The 25,375-nt window shown below is 60.1% G+C and carries 27 protein-coding genes; 19 read left to right on the top strand and 8 right to left on the bottom strand.

Going from position 1 to position 25,375, the window contains the following annotated elements:
- Positions 1-329 precede the first annotated feature (329 nt).
- On the bottom strand, positions 330-551 hold the full coding sequence (locus tag XpruCFBP8353_RS19150) for a SymE family type I addiction module toxin (protein WP_101364631.1): 222 nt from the start codon (positions 549-551) through the stop codon (positions 330-332).
- Positions 552-920: 369 nt separating this feature from the next.
- Between XpruCFBP8353_RS19150 and XpruCFBP8353_RS24125 the strand changes: the two genes are divergently transcribed.
- The 12 genes from XpruCFBP8353_RS24125 (at position 921) to XpruCFBP8353_RS24120 (ending at position 8,500) form a co-directional block, all read left to right on the top strand.
- The gene (locus tag XpruCFBP8353_RS24125; protein ID WP_207206369.1) at positions 921-1,385 is read left to right on the top strand and encodes a hypothetical protein; all 465 of its coding nucleotides are present in this window, start codon (positions 921-923) and stop codon (positions 1,383-1,385) included.
- A gap of 29 nt (positions 1,386-1,414) precedes the next feature.
- Positions 1,415-2,140, top strand: coding sequence for a hypothetical protein (locus tag XpruCFBP8353_RS19140; protein WP_101364630.1), 726 nt, complete (start codon positions 1,415-1,417; stop codon positions 2,138-2,140).
- Complete coding sequence (locus XpruCFBP8353_RS19135) at positions 2,116-2,562, top strand: hypothetical protein (RefSeq protein ID WP_129588813.1); 447 nt, start codon at positions 2,116-2,118, stop codon at positions 2,560-2,562. Before XpruCFBP8353_RS19140 ends, XpruCFBP8353_RS19135 begins: the two co-directional genes overlap by 25 nt.
- Positions 2,563-2,640: 78 nt before the next feature.
- Entirely contained in the window at positions 2,641-3,045 is a 405-nt protein-coding gene (locus XpruCFBP8353_RS19130) for a DUF6896 domain-containing protein (RefSeq protein ID WP_101364629.1), read from the top strand.
- A gap of 532 nt (positions 3,046-3,577) precedes the next feature.
- Entirely contained in the window at positions 3,578-3,943 is a 366-nt protein-coding gene (locus tag XpruCFBP8353_RS19120; RefSeq protein ID WP_407071318.1) for a bleomycin resistance protein, read from the top strand.
- Between the two features lie 126 nt (positions 3,944-4,069).
- Positions 4,070-4,990, top strand: coding sequence for a CPBP family intramembrane glutamic endopeptidase (locus tag XpruCFBP8353_RS19115; protein WP_101364626.1), 921 nt, complete (start codon positions 4,070-4,072; stop codon positions 4,988-4,990).
- A gap of 436 nt (positions 4,991-5,426) precedes the next feature.
- Positions 5,427-5,636 carry a hypothetical protein gene (locus tag XpruCFBP8353_RS19105; protein ID WP_133125676.1) on the top strand — a complete coding sequence of 70 codons (210 nt, stop codon included), beginning with the start codon at positions 5,427-5,429 and terminating at the stop codon, positions 5,634-5,636.
- A 67-nt stretch (positions 5,637-5,703) separates the two neighbouring features.
- Positions 5,704-6,102 (top strand): hypothetical protein, encoded by a 399-nt coding sequence (locus XpruCFBP8353_RS23515; RefSeq protein ID WP_133125675.1) that lies wholly within the window; start codon positions 5,704-5,706, stop codon positions 6,100-6,102.
- Between the two features lie 82 nt (positions 6,103-6,184).
- A complete protein-coding gene (locus tag XpruCFBP8353_RS19100) occupies positions 6,185-6,430 on the top strand; it encodes a hypothetical protein (RefSeq protein WP_101364624.1) in 246 nt (81 codons plus the stop codon).
- A gap of 142 nt (positions 6,431-6,572) precedes the next feature.
- Positions 6,573-6,923 (top strand): hypothetical protein, encoded by a 351-nt coding sequence (locus XpruCFBP8353_RS19095; protein WP_133126083.1) that lies wholly within the window; start codon positions 6,573-6,575, stop codon positions 6,921-6,923.
- A 434-nt stretch (positions 6,924-7,357) separates the two neighbouring features.
- On the top strand, positions 7,358-7,606 hold the full coding sequence (locus XpruCFBP8353_RS19085) for a hypothetical protein (RefSeq protein WP_101364622.1): 249 nt from the start codon (positions 7,358-7,360) through the stop codon (positions 7,604-7,606).
- A 549-nt stretch (positions 7,607-8,155) separates the two neighbouring features.
- Positions 8,156-8,500, top strand: coding sequence for a hypothetical protein (locus XpruCFBP8353_RS24120; RefSeq protein ID WP_207759687.1), 345 nt, complete (start codon positions 8,156-8,158; stop codon positions 8,498-8,500).
- Between the two features lie 763 nt (positions 8,501-9,263).
- On the opposite strand, the gene XpruCFBP8353_RS19065 is transcribed toward XpruCFBP8353_RS24120, so the two are convergent.
- Positions 9,264-9,695 carry a winged helix-turn-helix transcriptional regulator gene (locus XpruCFBP8353_RS19065; protein ID WP_033003188.1) on the bottom strand — a complete coding sequence of 144 codons (432 nt, stop codon included), beginning with the start codon at positions 9,693-9,695 and terminating at the stop codon, positions 9,264-9,266.
- Between the two features lie 135 nt (positions 9,696-9,830).
- On the opposite strand from XpruCFBP8353_RS19065, the gene XpruCFBP8353_RS19060 reads away from it, so the two are divergent.
- From XpruCFBP8353_RS19060 to kdgT, 3 genes are all read left to right on the top strand, one after another.
- A complete protein-coding gene (locus XpruCFBP8353_RS19060; protein ID WP_101364619.1) occupies positions 9,831-10,709 on the top strand; it encodes an SDR family oxidoreductase in 879 nt (292 codons plus the stop codon).
- An 849-nt stretch (positions 10,710-11,558) separates the two neighbouring features.
- Positions 11,559-13,016 (top strand): OprO/OprP family phosphate-selective porin, encoded by a 1,458-nt coding sequence (locus tag XpruCFBP8353_RS19050; RefSeq protein WP_101364617.1) that lies wholly within the window; start codon positions 11,559-11,561, stop codon positions 13,014-13,016.
- Between the two features lie 151 nt (positions 13,017-13,167).
- Positions 13,168-14,124 (top strand): 2-keto-3-deoxygluconate transporter, encoded by a 957-nt coding sequence (kdgT, locus tag XpruCFBP8353_RS19045; RefSeq protein WP_101364645.1) that lies wholly within the window; start codon positions 13,168-13,170, stop codon positions 14,122-14,124.
- Positions 14,125-14,342: 218 nt separating this feature from the next.
- Here kdgT and XpruCFBP8353_RS19040 read toward each other — a convergent pair whose 3' ends face one another.
- The 3 genes from XpruCFBP8353_RS19040 to msuE all read right to left on the bottom strand — a co-directional run bounded on the left by XpruCFBP8353_RS19040 (position 14,343) and on the right by msuE (position 17,119).
- Positions 14,343-15,371, bottom strand: coding sequence for a methionine synthase (locus XpruCFBP8353_RS19040; RefSeq protein WP_101364616.1), 1,029 nt, complete (start codon positions 15,369-15,371; stop codon positions 14,343-14,345).
- 28 nt (positions 15,372-15,399) lie between these two features.
- Positions 15,400-16,383 (bottom strand): DUF1852 domain-containing protein, encoded by a 984-nt coding sequence (locus XpruCFBP8353_RS19035; protein WP_101364615.1) that lies wholly within the window; start codon positions 16,381-16,383, stop codon positions 15,400-15,402.
- 142 nt (positions 16,384-16,525) lie between these two features.
- The gene (gene msuE / locus XpruCFBP8353_RS19030; protein WP_101364614.1) at positions 16,526-17,119 is read right to left on the bottom strand and encodes an FMN reductase; all 594 of its coding nucleotides are present in this window, start codon (positions 17,117-17,119) and stop codon (positions 16,526-16,528) included.
- Positions 17,120-17,306: 187 nt separating this feature from the next.
- Here msuE and XpruCFBP8353_RS19025 point away from each other — a divergent pair, with 187 nt between their 5' ends.
- The 4 genes from XpruCFBP8353_RS19025 (at position 17,307) to XpruCFBP8353_RS19010 (ending at position 22,287) form a co-directional block, all read left to right on the top strand.
- On the top strand, positions 17,307-18,221 hold the full coding sequence (locus XpruCFBP8353_RS19025; RefSeq protein WP_101364613.1) for a LysR family transcriptional regulator: 915 nt from the start codon (positions 17,307-17,309) through the stop codon (positions 18,219-18,221).
- Entirely contained in the window at positions 18,221-18,886 is a 666-nt protein-coding gene (locus tag XpruCFBP8353_RS19020; protein ID WP_101364612.1) for an epoxyqueuosine reductase QueH, read from the top strand. Before XpruCFBP8353_RS19025 ends, XpruCFBP8353_RS19020 begins: the two co-directional genes overlap by 1 nt.
- Positions 18,887-18,999: 113 nt before the next feature.
- Positions 19,000-19,911, top strand: a complete 912-nt coding sequence (locus XpruCFBP8353_RS19015) for a methylenetetrahydrofolate reductase (RefSeq protein ID WP_101364611.1) — start codon at positions 19,000-19,002, stop codon at positions 19,909-19,911.
- Between the two features lie 414 nt (positions 19,912-20,325).
- Positions 20,326-22,287, top strand: a complete 1,962-nt coding sequence (locus XpruCFBP8353_RS19010) for a choice-of-anchor X domain-containing protein (RefSeq protein ID WP_101364610.1) — start codon at positions 20,326-20,328, stop codon at positions 22,285-22,287.
- A gap of 161 nt (positions 22,288-22,448) precedes the next feature.
- On the opposite strand, the gene XpruCFBP8353_RS23510 is transcribed toward XpruCFBP8353_RS19010, so the two are convergent.
- From XpruCFBP8353_RS23510 to XpruCFBP8353_RS18995, 3 genes are all read right to left on the bottom strand, one after another.
- A complete protein-coding gene (locus XpruCFBP8353_RS23510) occupies positions 22,449-22,811 on the bottom strand; it encodes a hypothetical protein (protein ID WP_133125672.1) in 363 nt (120 codons plus the stop codon).
- Positions 22,812-23,813: 1,002 nt separating this feature from the next.
- On the bottom strand, positions 23,814-24,665 hold the full coding sequence (purU, locus tag XpruCFBP8353_RS19000) for a formyltetrahydrofolate deformylase (RefSeq protein ID WP_101364608.1): 852 nt from the start codon (positions 24,663-24,665) through the stop codon (positions 23,814-23,816).
- A 220-nt stretch (positions 24,666-24,885) separates the two neighbouring features.
- Entirely contained in the window at positions 24,886-25,278 is a 393-nt protein-coding gene (locus XpruCFBP8353_RS18995) for an XVIPCD domain-containing protein (protein WP_101364607.1), read from the bottom strand.
- Positions 25,279-25,375 lie beyond the last annotated feature (97 nt).

Here is a 25,375-nt window from a genome sequence, read left to right as displayed (position 1 = left end):
GAGATGTCTAGGAAACCCTGGGCGTATCAGGATAAACTTGTGAGCACCCTTCATAAGCTACGAGACGCTGATGAGGCCACACTGGCTGAGTTCGAGACACGTCTGGACGCAAGTCAATCGTCTTTTCGCAAGCTCAGAGACGCAGTTTCAGAATTCAAGACCCATCTCGCGCCCGATGAGCTCAGCAGGGCCAACTCAATCTGCGGCACTGAGGGCTAACAACTCATTCAAGCCGACGCCGCTCCGCGGCGCGGCTTAATTCAAGCGTTAGGCCCGTAAAAAGCAGAATGCCGTGAGCGGATGTTTGTCCACTCACAGCATCGTTCGCATTACTCTTCGGCAACGATCGTGATGCCATGTTTAGTCACTTGAACTCGTGCTTTCTGGCCTACCCTAAAACCTGCCGCTTGCAACCAATCGCCGCTCAACCGTAAAAACGGAACTTGTCGTGGCTGGGTGCGACGCTCTATGTCTTTGTGCTGACTTTCGTAATACTGATAGCCAATTGTCAAAAAGCGCGGCTTCGGCGCTGTGCGGTGTTGCTTAGCCATGATGGCATCCTTCGAGATTGTCCAATTTTCGCCTCCTGTTCAGAGAGGCGGCCGGGCGCTTGAACACCGCTCGAAGACGGCCCGCAGATTTCCCCTTTCGGGTGTTGTATAGCTGCGCGCCGCCCGGCCATAAAAACAATGGACACAAAAAAACCGCATGGCTTTCGGGCGCGGTTGCCGCTTCGAGAAGGTGTGTTCAGCACCAGCTGATAACTTAGCCGGATGCGAGCTGGCGGTCAACTCGCAGGCACAGGCCTAACAATTCGTTCAAGCCGACCCCGCATCGTGGCGGTGCCAGGGTGCTATACGCTACGCTAGCATGCAGTCGCCGCCCCGCTGCGGGGAGGCTTAACTCAGGCGTTAGGTGCCATGACGATTCTCATCCCAAGCCTTGAGGATTTTCAAAACCATGATGGGTTGCACTACCACATCCTGTGGAAGCAAGTCGGCGATAGCTGGCATTGCCCTAGTTGTAGGCGCAGCAAGTATCAGATCATGCGTTGGACAAAGCGCTTCCCAAAAAAACCGAGTCCGTTCATGGGGTGGGTAGCCGCTTTGCACACGCATCACGATCACGGCATTCACCAACCAGGCTCATACGCACGATTCGATCGCACTGTGATCTGCGATCAATGTAATTCTGCAGACGGTGCCGCAAAACGTAGACACAAACTGCCAGCTAATTTTTCATTCAGCCCAACGGAGATCGGCAGCTTTGTAACCGCCGTTCCTCATGGGGCTCATACCATTAACTATGAGACTGCACTGGCCATCTATCAGTGGCTGGCATCTAACAATTCATTCAACCCGAGCCCGCATCGCGGCTCGGCTTAATTTAGGCGTTAGCATTTAAGGGAAAATTTGTGGAGATCCTGCAGCAGGCGATCAGAAAACTCGCGAATTCGATGCGGATCTATACCGAGACTCATCGTGAATTTCAGAGACTTGTGCGAGTCGACAAAGAAGAAGCAGTTGACAACCTAGATCGCGCACTCGAATCTAAATTTGAAGCATTTCATAGCCTGTATGACGTATCTAAAGAATATCTCGATTATTTTTCGCACGCAGACACGGCAGTCCTTATTCTTGTTCGCAATGCGATTCATCATCGCGACCACTTGCTGTTCAAGGGCTGGAATCAAGAGATGGCCTTGGATGAAAGGTTCAAGAACTATCTTGGGGCAGAGTTCCTTCTGGTTGACTATCCAACCTTAGGGTCTCCGTCTAAGATGCGCTACTTTTATAAGCTCGAGGATTTTTACCATCGGATAGATGATGCCATGGCATCACCCTATCTCGAAAAAAAGATGGGTCAAGCCAAACGAAAGAGGTTGCTTAATCAAATTAATGTTGATTTATACTTTTCGGACATAAGGGCTTACGCAGAGTCGGAGCGATACCCAATTAAACAGATTTACGTGAATGTTATTCCTGTCTTCATCTCAGCGACGTGTCGAGTTTTCGGTGCCTTGAAGGCTGCTGGCGTCGAGTTTCAAGGTTTCGACGCAAAGGCATACGAAGAGCCATTTACAAGTGAACTTGAGGTTGACTTCTCGCGATTCACATGCGTGCCTTTGCGCATAACTTAAAAACTAACAATTCATCAAGCCTATGCCGCTTCGCGGCACTGCTTATTTCTCACGTTACGGCGAATGAGGAACCGCCCATGCAGCCCATAGTGATAAAGCTCCCAGATGACCTCGGCGACGAAGGGATTAGAAGCCACTTTCTTGGCAACATCGACGAGTATCACAATGCACTTGATTTGGATGTCGGACAAACAAGTGACAATCGCGTACAGATAGACGAGATTGATATAGACAAGGTCGATCTGACAAGTGATTCAATCAGCATTGACTTCACCGTTCATTATTCAGCGTACTATGGCTGCGACGACGCCAATTTTGCAGATGAGGATCAGCGCAACTTGTACGGGTCAAGAACCGGAAACACCTTTACATTCGACCGATTCGAGATGCCTGAGCAGAGATATCCAGATGATGAGCTTTGAAGTCCCTGGTCATTCGCCTAACAATTCATTCAAGCCGAACCCGCTTCGCGGGTCGGCTTAATTCAGGCGTTAGGCTGCATGAACCGCAATCTCGCTCGTCTAATTTCCGACTATCAAAGTGCCGTCCGCGAGGCCGTTGACCTCATGCGTGACTCTGGCATAGAGCTGCCTGCCTCTAATATAGACTGGACAGCCAACGGCATTCCTCAACGCGGCACGCTCAAAGGTGAGGTTCAGTACTTCAAACATGGGTACGGCTGCTCGGTCAAACTGCCTAGTGGGGCGGTAGACTTCGACTTCGGTGAGCACGGAGAGACAGACGGCTTTGACGCTTGGCGGCTGGCAAGCTTTGCCGGCCAAAGGCTGCCGGAGTACGGTTTCGTCAGTGAGGCTACGCTAAATGATTGTTTCAAAGTAGAGGTGGCGGCTGGTTCGCTGGTGTATTCGGGATACATCCTTCACTACATCGCGCATGCCGCCTAACAATTCATTCAAGCCGAACCCGCTTCGCGGGCCGGCTTAAGTCAGGCGTTAGGCCAGGAAAGCATACTATGCCAAGCACTTTCCTCATTTTCTTTCGCGCCGGTAGCGCCAGCCTTGAGGGCGCAACTGATTCTCTCGCTGGATATGGACTGACTGTTGTAAGGAAAGATGACTACCTTGAAGTTAGCCGACTCGGGAGTCCAACGTACCGGGTGCGTATAGCACAAGGGTCTCATGTTTCATCTAAAGCCCGAGATATCGCAGCAGGCACACCGTATGAAGAAGCAATGCGCGATTGTAATGAGTGTTTCGAGGTTGCGATTAACGACCTAGACGAGGCACTCGATGAAGTTAATACACTCATGGAGATACAGGGTGCTCTACAGGATGTCTCGGGCGGATACCTGTTCCTTCCCTGGAATGGAAGTTTTTCCGAGCGTTGGCAGGATTAGTGTTGTACCTAACAACTCATTCAAGCCGACGCCGCTTCGCGGCGCGTCTTAATTCAGGTGTTAGGCAGCAAGGAGAGATCATCGTGACTCAGACAGTGACCCCCGTCCTTCGGGTAACCAGTGCTTCCGCCAGTTTTCCGTTCTACGTTCAGGGGCTTGGATTCACGGTCGATTGGGAGTATCGGCACGAGCCGGATTTTCCGGTCTTTGCGCAGCTTACTCGCGGAGACCAAACGATCTTTCTGACAGAGCACGCGGATGACTGTCAGGTAGGTGGTGCCGTCTACTTTGCTGTTCCCGATGTAGACGACTGCCATCAGGCGTTCCAAGCGGCAGGACTTTTGCAATCTGGCGCGCCGCATAACACCGCATGGAAAACCCGCGAGATCCTAGTAACAGATCCAGACGGCAACAGGCTCACATTCTTCACTGAGCTCGCTGCCTAACAATTCATTCAAGCCGAAGCCGCCTCGCGGCTCGGCTTAATTCAAGCGTTAGGCCGACATGAAAGATCACGACCCGGCTGCAGATTCTCTGCCCCCCCTGACTCATCTCTATCCAGCAAAGGTGCCATGTCTTCTGATCGTTTCGACCCAAGCCGCACCCTTCCTGCAGAATCGGAAGGCATCGCGCGCCAGCGCATACGCGTCACCTTCCGGATGCTTGGCTCGCTCCTGCTGGGCGGAGTGGCGATCATGGGTTCGGTACTGGTCTTTCGGCAAGGCCTGCTACCACTGATCGATACGGTGTTCCAGCCTGGACCCGCATGGCTCAGCGTGTTCAGACGTGCCGGCATCATCCTTGTGGCCATCGTGGGCTACTGGGCCTATGTGCACTGGCATGAAAGGCGCAAAGCGACCGAGCTGCAGCTGCAGCCGGTTCCCCTGATACTTGGCGGTGTAGGCGGCGCCGCTTTGGTAGCGTTGCCGATCGCCATGCTGTTCGCGTTCGGCGCCTACGAATTGGTGCTGTTTCGCGGCGCCTCGCCGGCTCTGCTGGGCGTGGCGGCCTTCATTGTAATTGCGGCCACCCTAGAAGAGCTGGTCCACCGGTGCCTGCTGTTTCGTCTGCTGGAGCGGGCTTGGGGACCAGTGGCGGCATTGGCGGTGCAAGCGGTGCTGTTCGCCCTGCCGCACTTGGAGAACGTGGCGCAAGGTGGACCCGGCGATATCGTAGCCATGCTGATTTCGGTGACAGTGCTGGGCCTGCTATGGGGCGGGGTGTTCGTCCTGACGCGCAACCTGTGGGTGGTGGCCGCCAATCACGCAGCATGGAACTTCACCATCTTTCTCAGTGGCGTGCCGCTTTCCGGCATCGAGGACTGGCGTGCCGTAGCGCCGCTCGAAAGCCGCTATGCCGGGCCCGACTGGCTGACCGGCGGAATGTTCGGTCCGGAAAGTTCGCTGCTGGTGATCGTGTCAGCCACAGTCGTGGTTGTGCTGTTGCTGCGCGCGGCACGACGGCGTGGCGCCTTCCTCAGGCCGGCGGCCTAACAATTGGTTCAAGGCGACGTGCGTACCGCACGCGCCTTAACTCTGGCGTTAGACCGTTGTGGAGCAAATGCGTTGGTGGTTGCCGCTTCGGTGAGTTCGCAGGGGTGCATGCGGTTGGCTCCGGACAGCAGTCATCACTGCTACTGGTTGCGGCAAGTTCAGTGCTTCGCCCTCGTACGTTGTTGCCGCGCTGCGCTCGTTGCATTTGACTTCGGTGGCATCATGCGCCGCTGCATCGCTGGGCAAGCTCCATCCCCTAAGTTGTGGCACACTCGGTCCAGGCGGCAGTGCTGGGAGCATGGTTGCACCATCCAACCTTCGCGGCCACTCACTGCCTAACAACTCATTCAAGCCGAAGGTGCTTCGCAACTCGGCTTAATTCAAGCGTTAGGCCGCGGCGGTAAGACACATGTTTACCTACTCAGACGGAACGGCCATGAAGATCGGAGACTCCGTGCTGTTGGAGAACGGCCAGACACCCGGCACCATTGACCTGATCGTCGTTACGCCATCGGAAATGCAGGCAATCGGCGTTGAGGAGTCTGGCGTCATGCTGCTGTCCCCGCCATTCGGACGTGTCTATCTGCCAGAATGGTCCTTGCAGAGAGAGCCTTTGCAGTTTGTTTCTCACAGGCCATCGGCCTAACAATTCATTCAAGCCGACGCCGCTTCGCGGCGCGGCTTAATTCCGGCGTTAGGCCCGAGAGGAAACTATGCGCAAGCTTGTAGCGATCGCAACACTCTTCATTGCTGCTTGCTCTAGCCGGCAAGCACTGACGCAGGATCGTTGGCAACAGTTTGCCGCCGATGCGCATCGGCTGACGTCGACTTTTCGTGGCGTAGCGTGGGAGCAACGGATGCTTCCTGCCCACAATAGCTTCTGGCCAGACGTTGTTGCAGCTTGTAGTCCGCAGGCTAAGGCCGCTGGTATTACCAGCTTCCAAGCTGTAGCTGCTATCAGCAGCAATGGCGTTGTAACGGACTACCTTCCTAATCCGCAGTCCCCGGCCTTGGACTGCTTCTCCAAACAGATGATGGGGCGCAAATATCCAGCCCCACCCGAATCCCCGTTCTACGAGTTCTACACCGTCAACCTCAGTGCAGGCGGCTAAGCTGGGGCCTAACAATTCATTCAAGCCGAAACCGCTTCGCGGCGCGGCTTAATTCAGGCGTTAGGCGGCACAGGAAATTTTCATGGTGGACAAAAAGGACTACTGGTTTCCTGCCAAGACCTACGGATGGGGTTGGGGCTTGCCGACCGTCTGGCAGGGCTGGCTCGTTTATGGCATTGCGGCTGCCTTGTTAGTGGCCGGTGTTTTTATCTTCCCGCCAGTTGCTCATCCGGCAGTTTTCCAGATATATACGTGGAGCATCGTCTTGCTCCTTGTAGTTGTGTGCTGGATTAAAGGTGAGCCGCCAAGTTGGCGTTGGGGTAAATAGGTGGCCGCCTAACAATTCATTCAAGCCGAGCCCACATCAGGGCGGCGCCTAAGTACGCGCCTTCGGCTATATTTTCACTCAGTCGCCGCCCTGCTGCGGGCCGGCTTAATTCAGGCGTTAGACCGGTATGGGGGCGATAGTGATGCCGACAGATAGTGAGAATGAACCTGGCGTAGCGCTCGGTCTCGGCCTGATCCTGATTTTGGCCGCTCTTCTTTTAGCTACCCTGATGTCCGGATTCCAAACTGGCCCCATCCGGCCCGGCCCTAGTGCCGTCTTTCTTGGGCTTTATCTTATGGCTTGGGGCACAATGTTCCTCGCCAGCTACTTCTACAGCGACAAGACGTTCTTTTTTCGCGGTCTAATCTGGGTTTGCGAGCACTGGTCTAGTCCCAAAGGGCGCGGCATGGCTTTTTTCTATGCAGCGTTGGCCTTATTGCTCGGCGGCATGGTCACGCTGTCTGGGCTCGGAGTCATCGGTGTCGCGGCCTAACAATTCGTCCAAGCCGACGCCGCTTCGCGGCGCGGCGCTGCTTAACTCAGGTGTTAGGCAGTGGTGGAGCAAATCAATCGATGGGTCCGGCCTCGGGCGGTTGGCTGGCATGCAGACGGTTGGCTCCGGGCAGTGGTCATCACCATTGCTGATTGCGGTGAGTTCGGTGCTTCTCTCTTGTCGATCATTGCCACGCTGCGCTCATTGCATTGAGTTTCAGTGGCATCCCGCACCATTGCATCGCTGGGGCAAGCTCCATCCCGCAAGCTGTGGCACACTCGGTCCAGGCGGCAGTGCTGGGGAGCATGGTTGCACCATCCAACCTTCGCGGCCACTCACTGCCTAACAACTCATTCAAGCCGAAGTTGCTTCGCAACTCGGCTTCATTCAAGCGCCAGGCGGATGAGCAGAGACAATCGCAACTGAGACTCTTCATGGACAACTATCAGCTTGTTACATCGCCCCTATGCCGCTCCGTCACGACCGATGGCCGCACTGTTCGCCTAGAGATCTATCGCGGGCCCGACACCGGCTGGACCCTTGAGGCTGTTCATGAGTTCAACAACTCCACCGTCTGGGATGACCTATTCGCAACGGACCAGGCCGCACTCGACGAGGCGTTGCGCACTATTCGGGATGAGGGAATTGACTCCCTCATTGGACCGCCCAGCGGCGTCCATTAATGGATCAGCCTCCTAACAATTCATTCAAGCCGAAGTTGCTTCGCAACTTGGCTTAATTCCAGCGTTAGCGGGCAGTTGTGGATTCGTCGCTATGGAACCTTCTCCACGACGGAAGCATTGAGCGCGTAGATGGCTCCGTGCCTGGTGACGTCTCTTTGCTCGTGTCTATCGGCTACCTTCGCAACCGTTTTCCCGGCGAGGGCACCGGTTTCGTCGTGCTCCTTTCGGGCTGCACGCACTTCACGTTCCACCCATACGATGAGCCCGTGCTTTCGGACTTGGCGGCAATTGCGGCGTTAGAGCCAGAGATTCTCAGCGCTAAGGCAGGTGATCCGCTTGAGATTTGCTGTGTCATGGGCACGCTGTCGGTCCGTTACAAAAGTTGTGCCCTATCCTTGGACAACGGCCCTCCGGTCGCGCTGTCAGAGCTTGACGCGGCATCAGAGGCTTACTGGAGGGAGTGGTCCGAGCGTAGCCGTGCTGCCCCTAACAATTCATTCAAGCCGAAACCACTTCGCGGCTCGGCTTAATTCAGACGTTAGGTGGCACATGGCCAGATTCGCTGTCTTCGCGGGATCCGTTCTGGTTGGCCATTCGGCACTGGAGTTGGGCGACGCGCCAATGGGTGTCGCATTCGGAGTCTTCGAGCCGTTGGAGGCCTACGCCTCCATTCAACCGAAGTGCGCATCCAATCATGCCGATCAGTCCAACTTGCACCTCTCAGTCCGAACTGAGATTGGGGTTTCAATACCTTGCCAGGGTGTGGGCATCCTCGACTACTCTGGCGAAGTTGAGGAGCCGTATGCTGAGGTCAATGTGCTGGGCATTCCGTACCCTCTGTACGGTCAGTTGTTCCCCGAGCATGTGGCCGCCTACGACCGTCAATTCAAGTGAGCGTTGTCAATTCCACCTAACCTATCATTCCAGCTGACCGCCTTCGGCGGCGGCTGAATTCAGACGTTAGGCCTCGTCAAGCCTCAGGGGGATTTAAGATGAAGATCCGACATGCTGTAGCAGCTGGGCTAGTCGTCACCACCATGTCCGGATGCGCGACGGTGACATACGGAGACAAGAGCGCCGAAGCTACGTTGCGTGAACTGCAGCCTGTTCCCGGGAGAGTTAGCCTGTACGTATGTCGCGAGAAAGCCGCCTTTGTCGGAGCAGGCAACCGCACAACTGCAATCGTTGACAATAAGCCGATCGGAACCTTGAAGCCAAACAACTTCGCACATGTCGTTGTAGAACCTGGCCCTCATAGCGTCTACATCGAGCACAACCCTGGCGGGAAAAGTGGCGTGCTAAATCTGGACACCCGCGCTGATGAAGTCCCAATCATCTGGGTGGGAATGACGGGCCACGGCTGGGGCGTACTCACCGTGGATCAGTTCAAGAGCAGGAGCGAAGCGGAGTCTTGTGTCAGGCAAGCCCAGTACGCCATTCCGACAGACTAGCCTTGCGCCGTGATGTCTAACAATTCATTCAAGCCGAAGCCGCCTCGCGGCTCGGCTTACTTCAGGCGTTAGACCGCACAAGAGAGACACGCAAGCAAAGATGCCGTAAGCGCATTTCTGCAGTCAGTGCCGTCAGCCGATGCGCCCCCCAAGCGCGCTCGATCACGGCAACGCATCCACTTACATCGCATGGGCGCCTGCTACGCCTACGCCATCGCTTCGTCACGATCCAGCGCGACCACCGTCTGCTGCGCGCGATCGAAGCGCTCGCGGGCGGCGCGGATGTCGGCGTGGTGTTCGCCCGCCCAGTTGAGCAGCTGCGAGACCGGGCCGAGCAGTGCGATGCCCAGCTTGGACAGCGCGTATTCCACGCTCGGCGGTTTGGTGGCGTAGACCTTGCGGGTGATCATGCCGTTGCGCTCGAGGTTGCGCAGGGTCTGGGTGAGCATGCGCTTGGAGATGTCCGGCACGGCACGCTGGATGGCGCTGAAACGGGACGGTCCGGGGATCAGCGTCAGCAGGATCAATAGGGTCCACTTGTCGCCGATTTGGTCGAGCACATCGCGCACGGGGCACTTGGTGGCATCGAAGGGGCCTTCCAGGGACGGCGGCGGCGGGAACAGGGCAATCGCATTCACAGGGGTATCTCACGGTAACCAGGGGGAACAAAACTGCCTCCTTGCGGAGGCCCGAGCGGCGCTGACACTATGCTGACGGACAAATAGGTCTAGATAGTAGACCAAATCTCTTAAACGAACCCGACGGAGCGCACCATGACATCTGCATCCCCTTTGATCCTTGTCACCGGCGCCAGCGGGCAGTTGGGTGCGCTGGTTGTCGAGGCGCTGCTCGGACATGTGCCTGCCAGCCGCATCGTAGCAACGGCTCGGGACACCGCGTCACTTGGTGAGTTCGCAAAACGCGACATCGCCGTGCGTCAGGCCGACTACGCGGACCCGCAGAGCCTGGAAACGGCCTTCGCCGGCGTGGGCCGGGTGTTGCTGGTGTCGTCCAATGCGGTGGGCCAGCGTGTGCCGCAGCACCGCAACGTGATCGAAGCGGCCAAGCGCGCCGGGGTGGAACTGCTGGCGTACACGAGCATCCTGCATGCCGACACCAGCATGCTGTCGCTGGCCGCCGAGCATGTGGCCACCGAGGCACTGCTGCGCGAGAGCGGCGTGCCGCACGTGCTGCTACGCAACGGCTGGTACACCGAGAATTACACCGGCTCGATTGCCGCAGAGGTCACCCACGGCGCAGTGATCGGCAGTGCGGGCGAGGGCAAGATCAGTGCCGCCACGCGCGCCGACTATGCCGCAGCCGCTGCGGCAGTGCTGGCCTCCGATGCCCCACAGGCCGGGCAGGTGTACGAGCTGGCTGGTGATACCCCGTTCACCATGGCCGAGTACGCCGCCGAGGTGGCGCAGCAGTCGGGCAAGCCCGTGGCCTATCACGATCTGCCGGAAGCCGATTACGCGGCGGCGCTGGTGCAGATCGGCCTGCCCGCTGGCTTCGCCCAGGTGCTGGCGCAGTGCTCGGCGGCCTCGCGCGGCGGCGACCTGTTCGATGACAGCCAGACGCTGAGCCGGCTGATTGGTCGTGCCACTACACCACTGCGTGATGCAGTGGCTGCAGCGCTCGCGGCGCGCTGAGTCGCGGCGGCGCTCACTGCGCTGCCGAGCTATTCGGCGCAGTGCTTCGCTCGTCGTTGAGGAGGTTCGCCGTGACCGTTTGCGGTCACGGCGACCTTCGTGGTGCTTCACCCCATGCGACCGACGGCGATGGCCGGTCGGCCGGGGCGTCTGCATGTGTCGGGATCATCATCAGCGCGCTGGACCAGCGACGTTACTCAAGGCGATCGGCAGTGGCATTGCGCCAGCAGCCGATCAACAACCGCATGTATCACGCTTGATCGGCAATTGATGCTGCGATCGCGCCGGCGCAGCACTGCGTTGCTGATAGCGCTGGATGCTTGGACGGCCTGGACACTGCGCGGCGCACTCCCGGCGCTGCCCATGGCAATGTGATGTGACCGTGCCGATGTCGCTGCCAATTGCACGTGCTTGCCGATGCACGCTGGCGGCGCAGGCGCACACCACCACGCCCATGCACGCTGGCGCGTCCAGCAGGTAATACCGCGCAGCCATCGGCGATGCGCGACGTCGAAGGGATGGATGGCCTGTGCGCGATGTGCGTTACGCCACGACCACGCATTCCCACATGCAGTTCTACGCGGCCACCTAAGCCACGCGGCGTGCTGCCGGGCTCGCCTCACGTTGGTCGTATAACTGCCATCGCCCCGACACGACGGTGACACAAGGGCGGCAGCAGCGACGCCTCACGATGTCACCAAACTGACATCAAATCTAAATATAAATGCTCCATTGCCGCTACGTCAGGACGACCGGCGCCCTGGCAGGCGCTCCCACGCCGTGCAGCCGCCCCGTGCAGCGCCGGATCGACGTAGCCGCCGACCCGTTTTCCTTGCACGAGCCGGACCAATGAAAAAACGCAATCTCGCCACCGTCCTGTGCGCCCTCAGCGCGACCGCCAGCGGCAGCACGCTGGCCGCCGAGCTGGAGCTGTACGTCGACCGCAAGACCAAGCAGATCTTCGCCGAGCCGGCCCCGGGTCGCGATAAGCTGGGCACTTTCGTGCAGGTGGACGAAAACGGCAAGCTGCCGGCGTCGGCAATGCCGGCCGCGCCTGCACAGCCGCTACCGCCCGCGTCGGGCGCCACGGCACCCGTCAATACCGCCGTCGCCCAGGCCGCGCCGACTGCGGCCCCGGTCGCAGCCCCAACGCCGGCCAAGTCCGGCGACGCTGGCAAGAAGTGGTACGACAAACTCAGCCTGCGCGGCTACACCCAGATCCGCTACAACCAGGGCATTGGCGGTGATGCGCAAGACCTGCGTGCGCCGGGCGACCGCTTTATCGGCAACGACCAGAGCCTGGGCATCCGGCGTGCACGCCTGGTGCTGAGCGGCGATCTCAACGAACACGTGTCGCTGTATTTCCAGCCGGACTTCGCGAGCACGCCGACCGGTTCGACCACTTCCAACTTCGCGCAGCTGCGCGATGCCTACGCCGACATCTACTTCGACAAGAAGCGCCAATACCGCGTGCGTGTGGGTCAGTCGAAAATGCCGTACGGCTGGGAGAACCTGCAGTCCAGCCAGAACCGCCTCTCGCTGGATCGCGCCGATGCACTCAACTCCGGCCTGCGCGACGAACGCGATATCGGTGCGGTGTTCTATTACAGCCCCACCGTGGCCAAGGGCCGTTTCCAGGATCTGGTCAAGTCGGGCTTGAAGGGGTCTGGCGACTACGGCGTGATCGGTGCCGGTGTGTACAACGGCCAGGGTGCCAACCGTGCCGAGCGTAACGACAGCATGCACGCGGTGGTGCACGTCACCTACCCGTTCAAGTTCGCCAACGGCCAGTATCTGGAAGTGGGTGCGGACGCCTACGCCGGCCGCTTCGTGCCGACTGCCGCAGCAGTGAATATCGATGGCCGCAGCTTCACACCGGCCATTACCGAGCCTAATGGCTATACCGACCAGCGCGTCGCCGCGCACATCATCTACTACCCGCAGCCGTTCGGTCTGCAGGCCGAGTGGACGGTGGGCCGTGGCCCGGAGCTGGATGTGGCCCAGCGCCGCATTCGCACGCGTTCGCTGAGCGGTGGCTATGTGCAGGCCATGTTCAAGCACGACTTCACCTACGGCACCTTGTTGCCGTACCTGAAATGGCAGACCTACCGTGGCGGTTCCAAGTTCGACACCAATGCCCCGCGCATGCGTCTGGACGAAGTGGAAGCCGGTGTCGAATGGCAGCCGATGGACGCGCTGGAACTGGTGTTCGCCTATTCGAAGATGAAGCGCACCGACGTTGGCACGGCGCCGTATCCGGTGGTGGAAGGCGATTTGCTGCGGTTGCAGTTGCAGGTCAATTACTGAGCAACGCCGGGACGTGCCGGTGATGGCGGCGGCGGCCATCACCGGCGTTTTCGCATGCGGCCGCATGCGTTCGCGCGGGGATCTGTATCCGCGCTCGTGCCTGCGCCATGCTGCCAGCCCCGCGCGGCGTTACGCGCTCACTGGATCGCGCATGCGTATCAAGGCCACGGTGGAGCGGCTTCCTGGTGGGATGATGCTGGTCCCCCTGTTACTCGGGGCGCTTTGCCACACGCTCTGGCCACAGGCCGGCAGCACATTGGGTTCTTTCAGCAACGGCTTGATCAGCGGCACCGTCCCGATCCTGGCGGTGTGGTTCTTCTGCATGGGGGCAACCATCCAGCTGCGCGCCTCCGGTCGCGTGCTGCGCCGTTCTGGCAGCCTGGTGCTGACCAAGATCGCGGTGGCCTGGCTCGCCGCGATGCTGTGCGCACCGCTATTACCTATCGCCGGTGTGCCGAGCGGCCCATTGACCGGGCTGTCGGTCCTGGCACTGGTCGCGGCGATGGACATGACCAACGGCGGGCTCTACGCAGCGTTGATGCAGCAGTACGGCAGCAGCGAAGATGCCGGTGCAGTGGTGCTGATGTCCCTGGAATCGGGCCCGCTGATCTCCATGCTGATCCTGGGCGCCAGTGGCTTGGCCACGTTCGAACCACAGCTGTTCGTCGGTGCGGTGCTGCCGCTGTTGCTCGGCTTTGCACTCGGCAATCTCGATGCGGAATTGCGGCAGTTCTTCGCGCAGGCGACCCAGACGCTGGTGCCTTTCTTCGGCTTCGCACTCGGTAACACGCTGGATCTGTCGACCATCGTCCACACGGGCGCGAGCGGGGTACTGCTGGGCGTGGCGGTCATCGTGATCACCGGGCTGCCCTTGCTGCTGGCCGACCGCTGGCTCGGCGGCGGCGATGGTACGGCCGGGGTGGCCGCTTCCAGCACGGCCGGTGCCGCCGTGGCCACACCGGCGTTGATCGCTGGCATGGCGCCGCAGTTTGCACCAGCCGCGCCGGCTGCGACTGCGCTGGTGGCAAGCGCAGTGATCGTCACCTCGCTGCTGGTGCCGTTACTGACCGCGTTGCACGCACGCCGGAGCCGGCAACACATCGGCTAAGGTCTTTGCGCGTGTCATGCACGGTGCGGCGGAATGCGCTGGCCTTCAGTGGTCCGTCCTGTATCAGTGGTCCGTCCTGTATGGCGACCGCGCGAAAACGCTCCGCGCGGCGCCTGCCCACAGCCACTGACGATCATCTGACCAAGTGCACGAACGGCACCACCGATTCGACGCACCCGCCCCGCCCGACGCTTCGCGCAGTGGCTGTATCAGCGGCTCTAGGCCGACAGCTCTCCACGCACGATCTGCGCACCTGCACTGAGTGCACTCAGCTTGCCGCGTGCGACGTGTCGGGCGAGCGGCGCCATGCCGCAGTTGGTTGACGGGTAAAGCTTGTCGGCATCGACGAAGCGTAGCGCTTTGCGCAGTGTCTCGGCCACTTCCTGCGGCGTTTCGATCGTGGCGCTTGCCACGTCGATGGCGCCGACCATCACCTTCTTGCCACGTACGAGCTCGATCAAATCGATCGGCACGTGCGAGTTGTGGCATTCCAGCGAGATGATGTCGAGCGAGGACGTCTGCAGCTTGGGAAACGACTCTTCGTATTGGCGCCACTCCGATCCCAGCGTCTGCTTCCAATCGGTATTGGCCTTGATACCGTAGCCATAGCAAATGTGGACGGCGGTCTCGCACGTGAGCCCTTCCACCGCGCGCTCAAGGGTCGCCACACCCCAGTCGTTGACCTCATCGAAGAAAACATTGAAGGCGGGTTCGTCGAACTGGATGATGTCAACGCCAGCGGCTTCGAGCTCCCTGGCTTCCTGATTCAGGATCTTGGCGAATTCCCATGCCAGCTTTTCGCGGCTTTTGTAGTGCGCATCGTAGAGCGTGTCGATCATTGTCATGGGACCCGGCAGCGCCCACTTGATCGGCTGGCAGGTTTGCTGACGCAGAAATTTGGCATCGTCCACGAAGACGGATCTCGGGCGGCTCACCGCACCAACGACAGTCGGTACGCTGGCGTCGTAACGGTCACGAATCCTGACCGTCTCGCGCTTTTCGAAATCCACGCCACTGAGGTGTTCGATGAAGGTGGTGACGAAATGTTGGCGGGTCTGTTCGCCATCGCTGACGATATCGATGCCGGCGTGCTGCTGTTCCTGCAGCGACAAACGCAGCGCGTCCTGCTTGCCTTCGATCAGTTCCTGGTCCTGCAATTTCCAGGGCGACCACAGCGTCTCGGGCTGCGCAAGCCAGGACGGCTTGGGCAGGCTACCGGCAGTTGAGGTGGGGAGCAGCTTTGTCATGATGAGGGATGTCTTGCGTTCTGGTTGATTAGGAAGCGTGGCTGGACGCCCACTGCTCAAGAAGGTTGCCGTAAGGCCGGATGAAATGCTCTTCGGTGAATTTGCCCTGCGTCACGGCGAGCTGGCTGCGCTCTTCGCGGTCGTAGACGATCTGGGTGGACGAATAATCCTGATGCTTCAGGCTCGGCTGATAGATCGCCCCTGCTGCAGCGTTGGCGTTGTAGATTTCTGGCCGGTAAATCTTCTGGAACGTCTCCATCGTGGCGATGGTGCCGATCAGCTCCAGGTTGGTGTAGTCGCCGAGCAGATCGCCGAAAAAATAAAATGCCAAGGGCGCAACGCTGTTGGGGGGCATGAAATAACGCACTTGCAGGCCCATCTTTTCGAAATACTGATCGGTCAGCGAAAACGCGTCCTGCTGGTATTCGATGCCCAGAATGGGATGCCGGTTGCCGGTGCGGTGATACGTTCTGCTGGTGGAGACGCTGATGCAGATGACCGGCAATTTCTGGAAGCGCGCGGTGTAGGCGGCCGAGTGCACGAAGTGCTTGAACAGCTTGCCATGCAGGTCGCCAAAATCTTCCGGGATATTGAAGCCGGACGCGTCTTGGTTGTGCGCTGGCAGCAGCACGCTAAAATCGTAATCGCGCACGTAAGAAGAAAAATTATTGCCTGCAATGCCCTCCAGACGCGCACCTGTGTGTTGATCGACGATGGTGGGCTTCAATATCTCGATCAACGGAAAGGCATCGTCTGGCGCGCGCGCGCCGATATTCATTTCAACCGAGATGATGTCCAACTCCACCGCATAACGGTCGCGCTTGGCGTTATCCCAATGCGCCAGATCGTTGAAGCGGTTATTGATCATCGCCAACGTATTACGCAAGTTTTCCTGACGCCGCTGGCCTCTGGCCAGGTTGGCGAAATTTGTCGTGTTGCGCGTCGTGGCCGAGGGACGGTAGTCCTCATCGAAGCGCAGGCTCTTGATGGTGAAGTTCAAGTCGTGAGTCATGGCGAGCTGATGCCTGGTGTCTAAGATGGGAACGCGCGCATATCGCTGCGCAGCGGGTAGTGCCGGCGGCGTGCAAGCCGGGATTTGGATCAGTGCGCGCTTGCCGACTGATCCGGCGGCGTGGCTACCGCGAACTGGGCCCTCAGGCCGCAGCCACGTCCTGTGCGGTGATGGAACGTGCATGCCGCGTCAGTTCGATCAGCGGCAATGCCCGCTGGACTGCCAGCCTGGCCCGCTCGACCAGCGCTTCGTTGTGCACCCGGTAGTCCAAGAAGTCCCGGTCGGTGGCGTAGACGCCCAGCGGCAAGGTACGTGCCTGGAAAAAGCTGAAAAGCGGCCGGAGCTGGTGATCGATCATCAACGCATGGCGGTCGCTGCCACCGGTTGCGGCGAGCAGCACGGGCGTGTCGATCAAGGCATCCTGATCGATGAAATCGAAGAAATGCTTGAACAGCCCGGTGAAGGAACCGCGGTAGACCGGTGTTGCGACCACCAGCACGTCAGCCTGCTCCACCAGTGCAAGCGCCTGCTCCACTGTGTCGGGCAGGTGGGAGCGCCAGGGCGCGCCAGCGAACTGCGGTGCCAACGCCCCAATTTCGACCAGATGGCGCTCGCACGGCAGCTGCGCGGCGATCAACTCCAGCAGGTGCTCTGCCAAGGCGACAGCCTTGGAAGGCCGCTGCATCCCGCCGGAGACCGCAACAACGCGGAGTGGGTGTGGCGCTTTGACAGTCATGGGGGTCAACCTGTGCAGTGGGGAAGTCGTGCAGTGCGCCAGTACGTCTAAACTCGATCGATCGGTCGTCTCTGGGTACGAGTTCGTCGTCACGGCAGCCACTGAGCAACGAGCCTTGATGCTAGGGCTCGCATCCGATGAAGTAAAATGGTGTTATTTCAACAATCCATGAATCCGGATCATCTGAATGCTTGAGCGCATCCACCTCACCATCGTCCAACAGGTCGAGCAGCAAGGCTCGCTGACCGCTGCCGCCGGCGTGCTGAATCTGACCCAGTCGGCGCTGAGCCACAGCATGAAAAAGCTGGAGCAGCAGTTGGGCACGGACATCTGGCTGCGCGAGGGACGCAGCCTGCGCCTGACCCAGGCGGGGCAATACCTGCTGGCGGTGGCGAACCGGGTGCTGCCGCAATTGGATCTGGCGGAAGAGCGTCTGGGCCAGTTTGCGCAGGGCGAACGCGGCGCGTTGCGTATCGGCATGGAATGCCATCCCTGCTATCAGTGGCTGCTCAAGCTGGTGGCGCCGTATCTGGCCACGTGGCCGGACGTGGATGTGGACGTGAAGCAGAAATTCCAGTTCGGTGGCATTGGCGCGCTGTTCGGCTACGAAATCGATCTGCTGGTCACGCCCGACCCGCTGTTCAAGCCAGGGCTCACATTCGAGCCGGTGTTCGACTACGAGCAGGTGCTGGTCGTGGCCAAGGGCCATGCGCTGGCGTCGGCGGCTTACGTCAAGCCGCAGCAGCTGACACGCGAGGTGCTGATCAGCTATCCGGTGGATCTTGAGCGCCTGGATATCTACAGCCAGTTCCTGTTGCCGGCCGGTGTCACGCCCCGGCGCCACAAGGCGATCGAAACCACCGACATCATGATGCAGATGGTGGCCAGTGGCCGCGGCGTGGCGGCGATGCCGCGCTGGTTGGTCGAGGAATATGCGGCCAGGATGGACGTGGTACCGGTCCGCCTGGGCGCGCGCGGCATTCCCAAACAGATCTATCTAGGCGCACGCGAGGCGGATATCGCGATCGACTACCTGCGCGCCTTTATCGAACTGGCGCGCGCGCCGGCCAATGCCACTGCCTACACGCGAGGACACAACTGATGGACGCCACGACCGAGCGCACGCCACTTCCACTGCCTGCCGGCCACACCAAGGTGTTGCTGCATTCCTGCTGCGCGCCGTGCTCTGGCGAAGTCATGGAGGCGATGCTGGCTTCGGGCATCGACTACACCATCTTTTTCTACAACCCCAACATTCATCCGCGTAAAGAATACGAGTTGCGCAAGGATGAGAACATCCGCTTTGCCGAACAGTTTGGCGTGCCCTTCATCGATGCCGATTACGATCGGGACACCTGGTTCGAGCGGGCACGCGGCATGGAAAACGAGCCAGAGCGCGGCGTGCGTTGCACCATGTGCTTCGACATGCGCTTTGAACGTACCGCGCTGTATGCCCACGAACATGGCTTTCCGGTGATCACCAGTTCGCTGGGTATCTCACGCTGGAAAAACATGCAGCAGATCAACGACTGCGGCATTCGCGCTGCAGCCAAGTACCCCGGCCTGATGTATTGGGAGTACAACTGGCGCAAGGGTGGTGGCGCCTCGCGCATGATCGAGATCAGCAAGCGCGAACATTTTTATCAGCAGGAATACTGCGGCTGCGTCTACTCCCTGCGCGACACCAATCGCCATCGTGTGGACAGCGGTCGCAAGCGCATTCAACTCGGCGTGAAGTTCTATGGCGATGACGCGCAGGAAGACTGAGTCTGTTGCCGGTGAGCTGAGACCACAGCTGGATTTCAGGATCCCTTCCCGCGCGATCAGAACACCGCGCCACGCCGAATCCACCCAATCATCATGACACGACCGCAAGACCCGTGATTTCCACAGACACACCAAGCCTGGCCACTACAATTGCCGACACAGTCGCCGATGCCTATTCGCTGGAGGTCAGCGTCAACGACATCGGCGCGCTGACCAAGGCGGCGCCGCGCATCCTGCCTGGCTCGGCCATTTTCATTCCCTACCTGCCAGGCCAACACGACGCTGAGCGACTGGCTGCCGCACGGATGGTGCGCGGCCTCGGCTTCGAACCCATACCGCATCTTTCCGCGCGCCGCATGACGTCGCTTGCGCAATTGCAGGCATTGGTCGCGCGCGCAGTCGATGAAGCCGGGGTGAGATGCTGCCTCGTGATCGCCGGTGATCCATCCATCCAGAAGGGACCTTTTCCCGACAGCTTGTCGCTGATCGATACCGGCGTGTTTGAACGTTCGGGCATCCGCACCATCGGCGTAGCAGGTCACCCGCAGGGGCATCCGAACATGCGCACGGCAGAACAATGGGACGTCCTGGAACGTAAGTGTCGCAGCATCCAGCAGCGCGGCATGGCGCCCCTGATCGTGACGCAGTTCGGGTTCGACGCCGACAGCGTGGTGACGTGGGTGGAAGCGCTGCGCGCGCGTGGCATGACACATCCGGTGCGTGTGGGCGTGCCTGGCCCTGCCAGTGTCGCCGTACTCGCACGCTATGCGGCACGCTGCGGTGTCGGCGCCTGCGCGTCGGTGCTATCAAACTATGGCATCTCGATTGGTAAGTTATTCGGCAACGCAGGGCCGGATCGCTTTGTCGATCGCCTCGCCAGCCGCCTGACGCAAGCGCATGGAGATATCCACCTGCACCTGTTTCCGTTCGGCGGCATCGCCCAGTCTGTGGAGTGGGTCGCGCACTATCGTTCACGCAACGCGCCGCAAGATCGCACCAGCGCCGTCCGAGCGGATCGGGCCTGAGGCACAGTCGTGCCGTCTGCCAATCAACAGTGGCTTGAGACTGTCACACCGCGAATGCTCGGGTTATCAGGCAATGGCAAGGCCTGCAAGGATGAGAGACGCTGAGTGCGCTGCATGCAGCGTTGGCCAAGGCATGCTGTCCACTGCGGCGGCATTCGCAAAGAGAGTGGAAACGTGAGGGCGGCATCGTTCGCCGCCCCTGTCTTCTCTGGAAGCACGTCTCGTGCGCGATCCTGCTCATAGGCTGTGTGTTTCTACCGAGCGCTTACCGCACGTGAGGGAGTGCAGCGCCCAGCAGACTTGTCACAGGAGCGCGGCATGATGGTTGGCAATCACGGCAAGGGAGCGCTGCATCCGATGTCGTAGCCCTGCGCGAGGGCATTGTTTCTGCAACGCTCACCGAGAGATCTCGCCATGCCGAAGCCGTCGCTATTGTCGCTGTTGTGCTCCCTCTCGCTGCTGTCTGCGCCACTCGCTGCGGCCGAGTTGCAGCCCAAGCAATTGGCTGGCCCACCGGAAGAGTTCGAGCAGATGCGTGCGCCAGATCCAGCCGAGTCGGCGATCTTTTCCAAGAGTGCGCTACTGCCAGTTGAACTTGCGCCTGCCGGTCAATCCGCGCGTTGGCAGGGCAGTTTGCCGGTGGAAAATGGCCACCTGCGCTTTATGGTGTTGTCTGGCGATCAGGCTTGGGATGCGACAGTAACTGCACCTGCAGTTGCTGGCGCACGCACCGCCGCCGTGGCAACGCCGCTCCAAGCGCAACGCACGCTGCTGGGCATCGCCGAGAGCGGCACCAAGGGCATGCGCTACGCCGTGGAGTCCGCACAAAATGGCAACTGGTCGCTGACGCTGCAGTCGGCCTCGTCGGTCGCGCAGCGCGGCTATGTGCTGATGGAAGGCGATGGGCGTACGCAGCTCGCTTCGTACCTGCGCAATCGCCAGCGACAGGTTGGCCAGTCGCTCACGCTCAATGCGCTGTTGAGTGGCAACGACGCACGCGGCGCCACGCTGTTGGCTGCGCAGGCCGGGAAGATCGACGAAGCAAGCCTGCGCGTGATTGATCCACAAGGCAGCATCCGCAACCTGCCGATGGCCGATGACGGCAAGCATGACGACGGCGCCGCTGGCGATGGTGTGTACGGCGGCACGTTCCAGCCGACCAGCGAAGGCACCTGGATTGCGCAGGTGATCGTACGTGGGCATGACCAGGCTGGGCAACCTTTCGTGCGTACCAGCGAGCATGTGGTGCCGGTGCTGGATACCTCCTTGCGTTTACTCGGCAATGCGCTTGACGCACGCGCTGCCGAAGGCACACGGCTGAGGATTGCACTGCCGGTGGCCGCACGCGGCAACGCACCGTCGCACTATCGGGTGTTCGCCCAGGTGTGGGGCACCGATGCCAAGGGCAAGGACATACCGGTGGCGTGGATCGGCGGCATGCTGACACCCCAACAAGGCCAGCTGCCATTGAGCCTGGACGAACGCTGGATTGCGCGCGCCGGTGCGCGTGCGCCGTTTACGCTGCGTAGCCTGCGCATCGAAGACCCGGACCATTACATTCCGCTGGTGCAGGCCGCCACGCTGCCGTTGCAGGTGCCTGCGTTGCGACGCGCCAGTCTCGCGCGTGCCAGCACTGCGATCGACGAAAGCATGCGCAAGGGCCCGCGCCCGACGGCGTTGGCCTCCACGATGGCGACGGCGCAGCCACAGGCCGCCGGCTCGCAGTTGGTGCTGGTGCACGGCTATTGCTCCACCGGTGTATGGCCACAGGCGCAATTCACTAATGCATCGACATTTTTGGATCCCAAACAAAATCGCAGCAACGACCAGTTCGCGCAGCGACTGGCGCAGTTCGCCAGCCAGTGGTCGTCGTTCTCCACGGTGGCGCATAGCCAGGGCGGTATGGTTGCGCTGCACCTGTACACCTACTACTGGAGCGGGCTGGATAACGCGACCGGCGGGCGGGTCATGCAATCGGTGGGCACGCCGTATCAGGGCACCAATATGGCCGGCGTCCTGGCCACGGCAGGTTCATGGTTCGGTGTGGGCTGCGGTACCAACACCGACATGACCTACGACGGCGCCAAGGCCTGGCTGGCCGGCATTCCGGCCGACGCACGCGCCAAGGTCAACTACTACACCACCTCGTTCGCCAAGAGCAAGAAGTGGTACACCAACGACTACTGCAACGCTGCCTCGGACCTTGTCTTGAACGACCCCGAAGACGGCGTTGTGGAGCAGGTCAACGCGCAGCTGCCGGGCGGCGTCAATCTCGGCCATACCACCGGCCAATGCCACACCACCGGCATGCGCGACCCCGCGCAGTATCTGGACGCCAACCGCAATGCGGTGATGAATGCCAACGCGGCGAGGTAAGGTGCAGCCGATGCGATCTGGGCTGACGCTAGCTGATTGAATCCATCCCTGCACTAAGCGGGACTGTCTTTCAGGCCGATCGACGCTCTCTGCGGCAAGACGATTGCCTTGCTGTACAGGCTCCTACCCAGCGCAGTGGGCCTGAGCAGGTCGCTGCAAGCTCATTCGACATGCAGGGTCTCGACGATGCCGTCGCTGACGCGGCGCACATTGCCAAAGTTGGACAGATACGTCGAGCACCGCCCGTGCGCACGCGCGCCGACCCGTGCGGATGGTGGAGCGAGGCATTCACCCTCGCACTGGATGGAGTCGGTACATCTGCGGCCTGAATCGGCCGCCTTCAGATCGCAGACCTTCGGCTTGTCGGGAGCCGGCAAGCCAAGAGTTGTCCATGCCCCACCTTTGGCAGTGCATTCGCTTTCAGTCTGGGGAACCATGGGCTTGACTGCCGCCACCGCTGAATATGCGCTGCCTGCCAACGCCAGGCAGACGGCCAGACGCCGCAATGTCTTTCGTGCGTACATAAGGTGACACCTTATGCGTACTAGCTTGAAACCGTCAGCATCCAGATCCACGACTGACCGCATCGCCGGCAAGGAAATAGCACTCGTAAATCTCCTGCTGCTGCGCATCAAATTTTCCGGTAAATACTAGGAAACTTGTCCTGTCATCCGATCGCAGGTGTATTTGACTAGGCGCTCCGGGAAGGCGACTGACCTGCCGTGCGGTGACAACACCGCGCTCATTCCGCCCGACCGCATAGAGCGCCCCCTCATTCAGACCCAAGTGGAGCAAGCCGCTGAACACGAAGATGCCGTGCGCGTTCTCGATAATACCAAGCACGTTTTCTTCAAGAAGCGACCGAGTTTCTCCAGTAGCTTCGGTGAATTGGAGACGGCCTATCCATTCCCGTGATCAGTACCGGTCAGCAAACCGCCAAACGCGTTGACGGCATGCTCGAAAGGAGGCGCTTGTGCAAACACCGCTGTACCGGTTCCGACTAGGGTGACAATCAGTATCCAGTTGAAAATCCGTGTCATGCGACCCTCAAGGTGTATCGATCAGGCATGCAGAGCTTGTGACGCATCCAGACGACGCTGGACGGCATCGTTGCAGCACCGAAGCTGGACGGACGAGCAATAGAAGCGCCGCCACAACGCTGGCTAGCAATTGCCAGAAAGACACAAACTGATCGGCGTGGATGTCCATATAAGGATGGTCATCTGTAGCGCTGCATTTCCATGCCACATCGTCGAAGCTGCCACCCTGATCCAGGCAGCCGTCCGGTGCATACCATGCCGCAAGAAAACACCAACCTGCCACAACAACGTGCAGGCATGAGGCTGCTCTTAGCAGGTTGCGCTTTAGCGTTGTCATACCACATCGCACTCATCGATGAGTTCGAAAGGACCGGCGGACCATAGCACGCAGCGACGCTACGGACGCTTCCCGGCGTGCAAATGCGCAGAGATCTAACCGGATCCAGGCGGATGCGCAGCCAGCGTCATCCGCACAGCATCCACGCCTCAGCGAAACACCACAGTGCGGTGCCCATTGAGCAGGATGCGATGTTCGACATGGCGACGCACCGCGCGTGCGAGCACCAACGATTCGGTGTCGCTGCCCAGGCGCACCAGGTCGCGCGGAGTCATGGCGTGATCCACGCGGGCGACGTCCTGTTCGATGATCGGACCTTCGTCCAGATCTTCGGTGACATAGTGCGCGGTGGCGCCGATGATCTTGACCCCACGCGCGTGCGCCTGGTGGTAAGGCTGCGCACCCTTGAAGCTGGGCAGGAAGCTGTGATGGATATTGATCGCGCGCCCAGCCAGCGCGCGACACAGGCCTGGCGAGAGAATCTGCATGTAGCGCGCCAGCACCACCAGATCGATGTGCAGGTCGTCGACCAGGGCGAGCAGCTGCGCTTCCTGTTCGGCGCGCGTGTCTGCGCTCACCGGCAGATGATGGAAGTCGACGCCGTAGGACGCGGCCAGCGGTGCGAAATCGGCGTGGTTGGAGACCACTGCGACGATCTCCACAGGCAGTTGCCGGCTATGGGTGCGGAACAGCAGGTCGTTGAGACAGTGGCCCTGCTTGCTCACCAGCACCAGCAACCGCGCGCGGCGACGCGCGTCGTGCAACTGCCATTGCATCTGGAACGCGCCCGCCAACACCGAAAACTGCTGTTCCAGGCTGGCGATATCGGTTGACGGCGTTTTTTCGAAATGCACGCGCAAAAAGAACCGCCCGCTTTCCTCGTCGCCGAATTGCTGCGCGTCGAGGATGTTGCAGGCCAGATCGAACAGCAGCCCGGTCACGCGATAGACGATACCGGTGCGGTCGGGGCAGGACAGCGTGAGAATGTAGTCGGAGCGCATTGACGCAATGATAGCCAATACGTGACATCACCGACGCAGTGCTTGCGTCGGTAACCTTTGCAGTGCGAACAGGCGCGAAACTCCTGTGTGCGGCGCGGCAGGTTTTGGCCGGGGTGTCGTTATTGCGTTACTTGCTTGCTGCACGACCTGCACTGTGCTGATGCGTGATGCTGTGATCGATCGCGCAGCGCGAGCGCATGCACGACCCGGTGCACGCCCCTCAGCGCGGCGGCAAACGCAGCATCAGCCGCCGGTTGATCTCCTCCAGCTGCGCAAGCGACGCGTCCACCGATGTCTCCATGGCTTCCTGCGTGGTGATGTGCGCACGCAGATGCGCCGGATCGGACAGCTCGCCACGCACCAGGAACACATTCTCGCCGACTTCGCCCAGGTGGCGACTGAGCACCACGTAGTCCACCTGATCGAAGCCATGCTGCTTGGCCAGCGGCAGCAGACGCGCCACCATGCGCTCGCTCGCGTCATCGACAGGCTTGCCCAACTCGGCATCGAGCACGCTCACCGCTTCGCGGATCTGTGCGAACAGAGAGTGGTCCGGGTGCTCGGGATGGTCCGGGCCTACCGGGCCTTGGGCGATGGCCGGAGCGTCGGTCATCGTGTGTCACCGGCGCACGCCAGTGCGCGCGGTATGCGCTCGGTCGAACCGAGCGTGATATGCAGGTGTCGCATCGCATCCTCCCTGGAGCGGCGGC

Source organism: Xanthomonas prunicola (genome assembly GCF_002846205.1).
Lineage (GTDB): Bacteria > Pseudomonadota > Gammaproteobacteria > Xanthomonadales > Xanthomonadaceae > Xanthomonas > Xanthomonas prunicola.
This window is presented reverse-complemented; position numbering and strand designations above follow the sequence as displayed.